This is a genomic window from Burkholderia sp. HI2714 (genome assembly GCF_002223085.1).
In the GTDB taxonomy this organism is placed as follows: Bacteria; Pseudomonadota; Gammaproteobacteria; order Burkholderiales; family Burkholderiaceae; genus Burkholderia; species Burkholderia lata_D.
Genome location: NZ_NKFM01000002.1, coordinates 1 through 5,999 on the forward strand (window position 1 = coordinate 1; position 5,999 = coordinate 5,999).

Sequence of the window (5,999 nt, forward strand, 5' to 3'; positions counted from 1 at the left end):
TAACGAGACAGACTCGTTATAGGGTCAAGCGAACAAGTGCATGTGGTGGATGCCTTGGCGATCACAGGCGATGAAGGACGCGGTAGCCTGCGAAAAGCTACGGGGAGCTGGCAAACGAGCTTTGATCCGTAGATGTCCGAATGGGGAAACCCACTCCTTTTGGAGTATCCATGGCTGAATACATAGGCCATGTGAAGCGAACGCGGTGAACTGAAACATCTAAGTAACCGCAGGAAAAGAAATCAACCGAGATTCCCAAAGTAGTGGCGAGCGAAATGGGATGAGCCTTGCACTCTTTATTTGTATTGTTAGCCGAACGCTCTGGAAAGTGCGGCCATAGCAGGTGATAGCCCTGTAGGCGAAAACAGTATGAAAGAACTAGGTGTGCGACAAGTAGGGCGGGACACGTGAAATCCTGTCTGAAGATGGGGGGACCATCCTCCAAGGCTAAATACTCGTGATCGACCGATAGTGAACCAGTACCGTGAGGGAAAGGCGAAAAGAACCCCGGGAGGGGAGTGAAATAGATCCTGAAACCGCATGCATACAAACAGTCGGAGCCTCGTAAGGGGTGACGGCGTACCTTTTGTATAATGGGTCAGCGACTTACGTTCAGTAGCAAGCTTAACCGTATAGGGCAGGCGTAGCGAAAGCGAGTCCGAATAGGGCGTTCAGTTGCTGGGCGTAGACCCGAAACCAAGTGATCTATCCATGGCCAGGATGAAGGTGCGGTAACACGTACTGGAGGTCCGAACCCACTAACGTTGAAAAGTTAGGGGATGAGCTGTGGATAGGGGTGAAAGGCTAAACAAACTTGGAAATAGCTGGTTCTCTCCGAAAACTATTTAGGTAGTGCCTCGTGTCTCACCTTCGGGGGTAGAGCACTGTCATGGTTGGGGGGTCTATTGCAGATTACCCCGCCATAGCAAACTCCGAATACCGAAGAGTGCAATCACGGGAGACAGACATCGGGTGCTAACGTCCGGTGTCAAGAGGGAAACAACCCAGACCGCCAGCTAAGGTCCCCAAATATAGCTAAGTGGGAAACGAAGTGGGAAGGCTAAAACAGTCAGGAGGTTGGCTTAGAAGCAGCCACCCTTTAAAGAAAGCGTAATAGCTCACTGATCGAGTCGTCCTGCGCGGAAGATGTAACGGGGCTAAGCTATATACCGAAGCTGCGGATGCGTGCTTAGCACGCATGGTAGGAGAGCGTTCCGTAAGCCTGCGAAGGTGCGTTGAAAAGCGTGCTGGAGGTATCGGAAGTGCGAATGCTGACATGAGTAGCGATAAAGGGGGTGAAAGGCCCCCTCGCCGTAAGCCCAAGGTTTCCTACGCAACGTTCATCGGCGTAGGGTGAGTCGGCCCCTAAGGCGAGGCAGAAATGCGTAGCTGATGGGAAGCAGGTCAATATTCCTGCACCATTGTTAGATGCGATGGGGGGACGGATCGCGGAAGGTTGTCCGGGTGTTGGAAGTCCCGGTCGCTGCATTGGAGAAGGCACTTAGGCAAATCCGGGTGCGTAATTCAAGGGTGTGGCGCGAGCTCCTTAGGGAGCGAAGCAATTGGAAGTGGTTCCAAGAAAAGCCTCTAAGCTTCAGTCTAACGATGACCGTACCGCAAACCGACACAGGTGGGCGAGATGAGTATTCTAAGGCGCTTGAGAGAACTCGGGAGAAGGAACTCGGCAAATTGGTACCGTAACTTCGGGATAAGGTACGCCCTTGTAGCTTGACTGGCCTGCGCCAGGAGGGTGAAGGGGTTGCAATAAACTGGTGGCTGCGACTGTTTAATAAAAACACAGCACTCTGCAAACACGAAAGTGGACGTATAGGGTGTGACGCCTGCCCGGTGCCGGAAGATTAAATGATGGGGTGCAAGCTCTTGATTGAAGTCCCGGTAAACGGCGGCCGTAACTATAACGGTCCTAAGGTAGCGAAATTCCTTGTCGGGTAAGTTCCGACCTGCACGAATGGCGTAACGATGGCCACACTGTCTCCTCCCGAGACTCAGCGAAGTTGAAGTGTTTGTGATGATGCAATCTACCCGCGGCTAGACGGAAAGACCCCATGAACCTTTACTGTAGCTTTGCATTGGACTTTGAACCGATCTGTGTAGGATAGGTGGGAGGCTATGAAACCGGAACGCTAGTTTCGGTGGAGCCGTCCTTGAAATACCACCCTGGTTTGTTTGAGGTTCTAACCTTGGCCCGTGATCCGGGTCGGGGACAGTGCATGGTAGGCAGTTTGACTGGGGCGGTCTCCTCCCAAAGCGTAACGGAGGAGTACGAAGGTACGCTAGGTACGGTCGGAAATCGTGCTGATAGTGCAATGGCATAAGCGTGCTTAACTGCGAGACCGACAAGTCGAGCAGGTGCGAAAGCAGGTCATAGTGATCCGGTGGTTCTGTATGGAAGGGCCATCGCTCAACGGATAAAAGGTACTCTGGGGATAACAGGCTGATACCGCCCAAGAGTTCATATCGACGGCGGTGTTTGGCACCTCGATGTCGGCTCATCTCATCCTGGGGCTGTAGCCGGTCCCAAGGGTATGGCTGTTCGCCATTTAAAGAGGTACGTGAGCTGGGTTTAAAACGTCGTGAGACAGTTTGGTCCCTATCTGCCGTGGGCGTTGGATATTTGAAGGGGGCTGCTCCTAGTACGAGAGGACCGGAGTGGACGAACCTCTGGTGTACCGGTTGTCACGCCAGTGGCATCGCCGGGTAGCTATGTTCGGAAGAGATAACCGCTGAAAGCATCTAAGCGGGAAACTCGCCTTAAGATGAGATATCCCTGGGGACTAGATCCCCTTGAAGGGTCGTTCGAGACCAGGACGTTGATAGGTCAGGTGTGTAAGCGCAGTAATGCGTTCAGCTAACTGATACTAATTGCCCGTAAGGCTTGATCCTATAACAAGTCTGCCTTGTAGATCGGCGCCGTGCGCAAGCACCGGCCGCGATCCAAAGCGACAAGTTGGATTCTCGTGTGTGATACACACAACTCAAAATTACTGCTTCTTCCAAGATTGGTTGTGCTGCGAAGCCAGCGCAACAACCCTCTTTGCCTGATGACCATAGCGAGTCGGTCCCACCCCTTCCCATCCCGAACAGGACCGTGAAACGACTCTACGCCGATGATAGTGCGGATTCCCGTGTGAAAGTAGGTAATCGTCAGGCTCCCTAAGCCAGAAACCCCCGCCCGAAAGGCGGGGGTTTTTGCATTTCAGCGGCGGAAATGTGCGCGGAGTATTCGGCATGGCTGCATGTCATGCTGTGCGCATTGATGCTCGCGATGCGCAGGATGCGGAGAAGACGGAACGCAACTTCTCGTCTGTTGTGACGATTGTTGAAGTTGCCTGCAGCCTCACCGCGAACCATTTGCGTCAACGCGTGTGCTGAGCATCAAGCCCAACTTCTATGTGCTGGTGGACGAGGCGCACCGTAGTCAGTACGATTTTCTGGCTGCCTTCATGCGGGCCAGCCTGCCGAATGCTAAGTTCATTGCATTTACAGGTACCCCGCTGCTGAACGATGACAAACACACCCTGGCCGAATTTGGCGGAGGGGAATACATCGACGAGTACCGGTGTTGGGCGCAAAGTAATAATGAGCCACTTCGCGCGAAGTAAATCTGAGCCACCTTTCAGTACAGTCAGCCTTTTGCGCGCAAAGGCTGGCGATGCTCCAGAAGGAACAGTGGATGCAAATCCATGTGCTCAAAGCCCAAGGCGTATCGGAGCGCGAGATCGCGCGGCGCCTGGGCATTTCTCGCAACACGGTGGCGCGGTACCTGTCGGCCGAGGCGGTGCCGCGCTACAAGCCGCGTGAACCGCGGCCAACCAAGCTCGGGGCGTTCGAGGCGTACATCCTCGATCGCATGGCTGCCGCCGCACCCGAGATCATCGCCGCGCCGGCGCTGCTGCGCGAGTTGCGTGCGCGCGGCTACGAGGGCCAGTTGCGAAGCCTTCAGGCTTTCATGAACGCGCATAAGTCCGTGCCGAAGCCAGATCCGGTCGTGAGGTTCGAGACCGAGCCAGGTCGGCAGATGCAGTGCGATTTCGTCGTCTTCCGCCGAGGCGCCGACCCGCTTTACGCCTTCACCGCCACGCTCGGCTTCAGTCGTTGGCGCTGGGCGCGCTTCACCACCGATGAACGCGCCGAGACGCTGGTCGCCTGTCATCATGCGCTGTTCGAAGCCTTGGGCGGCGTTCCTCGCGAGATCCTTTACGACAACGCCAAGACCATCGTTGTCGAGCGCGATGCGTATGGTGACGGTCAACACCGCTGGCACGCTGGGTTGCTCGACTTGGCCAAGCGGTACGGCTTCATGCCCAGACTGTGCCAACCGTACCGTGCGCAGACCAAGGGCAAGGTCGAGCGGTTCCACCGCTATCTGCGCGGCAATTTCTATGTGCCGCTGGCCAGCCAGCTCAAGCAATCCGGCTTGATGCTCGACGCCGTGACTGCAAACGTCGAGGTGAGTAAATGGCTGCGCGATGTGGCCAATCAGCGGGTGCATCCGGTTACAGGGCTGGCACCCGCGATTCTCCTGGAACAACGAGAACGGGCTTGCTTGCGCGATATGCCTGGCTACGCGGTGCCCCGATTGCCGGCTCGCGCCGTCGCTCGGCCGCGTGTTGACCCCACGATGTCGATCCAGCACCCGTTGTCCGTCTACCAGCAATTGCTGACCGAGGTGCGCGCATGAACCTGCAGCAGGAACGCATCGACGGGCACTGCCAGAGTTTGAAGCTCGAGGGACTGATGCACCGATACATCGCTCTGGCCAGCGACGCGGCGGCCAAGCAATGGAGTTTCCTCGACTTCTTGGAGAACGCGCTCGCGCACGAACGAGAGACGAGGCAAGTTCGTTCGCGGCAAACATTGGTGCGCATGGCGGGGTTCCCCGCTATCAAGACGCTGGATAACTACGACTACAGCTTCGCGGTCGGGGCCCCGCGCAAGACGATCGACGAGCTTGCCACCCTGCGCTTCATTGAGCGAGGCGAGAACGCCGTACTGCTTGGTCCGTCAGGTGTGGGCAAGACACACCTCGCGATCGCCATCGGGTATGCCGCGACACAGGCCGGCATCAAGACGAAGTTCATCACGGCGGCGGATCTGATGTTGCAACTCGAGGCCGCGCGCCGACAGGAGCGATACGACGCCGTACTTCGGCACAACATTCTCGGCCCGAGGTTGCTCATCGTCGACGAGATCGGCTATCTGCCGCTCTCGGGTGATCAGGCTAGCCACTTCTTCCAGATCGTCGCCAAGCGCTACGAGCGCGGGTCAATGATCCTGACCAGCAACCTTCCGTTTGCGCAGTGGGACGAAACCTTCGGCGGCAACACCACACTGACTGCCGCGATGCTCGACCGCATCCTGCACCACGCCCACATCATCCAGATCAAAGGAGACAGCTACAGACTGAAACAGCAACGCCAAGCCGGCCACGTTTCGTCATCGAAGAGGTAACGACTGGCTCAGTTTTACTTTGCGCGATCAGGCGCGAAGTGGCTCAGATTTCGAATGCGTTTGACACCGGCTGCACGAGGCGGTGGCCGATGGGGCCACGTTGCCCATCAAGTACCAGGACGCCTGGGTGGCGCTGGCGCCCGATGCCAACCTCGACCAGGCGTTCAAAGACCAGTTCATCAACGAGCCCGAGGCACGGCAGCACGCCCTAAAGAAGGAACTGCTCGTGCGCTGGCGGCAGGCCGGTGACCGTATGGAGAAGGTAGCGTACCACTTGGTCGACCACTTCTTGGCCAACGTGCAGGGCAAGGGCCTCAAGGGCATGCTGGTGTGCGATGGGCGTGAGATGGCCGTGCGTTACAAAGACTTGCTCGATGCCATCATGAAGGAGCGAGACTGTTATGTCGCGACCTGTACGAGAATCGGCGTCGCGAGATATTCGGCGTGAGACAGCGGCAGGTGTCGCGCGTTCGGCGAGAAGAAATGCACTGCAGTTGAGCGCGAGACATGATGGGCCGCATGGCATG

General features: G+C 56.7%; 4 protein-coding genes and 2 rRNA genes. All 6 read left to right on the forward strand.

The window, feature by feature from the left end; translation table 11 throughout:
- The first annotated feature begins 22 nt into the window (after positions 1-22).
- A 23S ribosomal RNA gene (locus CFB82_RS00060) occupies positions 23-2,904 on the forward strand.
- Between the two features lie 154 nt (positions 2,905-3,058).
- Positions 3,059-3,171: ribosomal RNA gene (gene rrf, locus CFB82_RS00065) — 5S ribosomal RNA — on the forward strand.
- A 215-nt stretch (positions 3,172-3,386) separates the two neighbouring features.
- On the forward strand, positions 3,387-3,623 hold the full coding sequence (locus CFB82_RS00070; RefSeq protein WP_256990262.1) for a hypothetical protein: 237 nt from the start codon (positions 3,387-3,389) through the stop codon (positions 3,621-3,623).
- Between the two features lie 50 nt (positions 3,624-3,673).
- On the forward strand, positions 3,674-4,702 hold the full coding sequence (gene istA / locus CFB82_RS00080) for an IS21 family transposase (protein WP_089483147.1): 1,029 nt from the start codon (positions 3,674-3,676) through the stop codon (positions 4,700-4,702).
- Positions 4,699-5,472 (forward strand): IS21-like element ISBcen13 family helper ATPase IstB, encoded by a 774-nt coding sequence (gene istB / locus CFB82_RS00085; protein ID WP_089483148.1) that lies wholly within the window; start codon positions 4,699-4,701, stop codon positions 5,470-5,472. The genes istA and istB overlap by 4 nt, the downstream gene beginning before the upstream one ends.
- Before the next feature lie 100 nt (positions 5,473-5,572).
- Positions 5,573-5,920, forward strand: a complete 348-nt coding sequence (locus CFB82_RS00090) for a hypothetical protein (RefSeq protein WP_256990263.1) — start codon at positions 5,573-5,575, stop codon at positions 5,918-5,920.
- Positions 5,921-5,999: the final 79 nt, after the last annotated feature.

What these genes read in the sequence shown, in the direction of transcription:
- istA (WP_089483147.1), top strand. Translation starts at nt 3,674, where the DNA reads ATGCTCCAGAAGGAACAGTGGATGCAAATCCATGTGCTCAAAGCCCAA.
- istB (WP_089483148.1), top strand. Translation starts at nt 4,699, where the DNA reads ATGAACCTGCAGCAGGAACGCATCGACGGGCACTGCCAGAGTTTGAAG.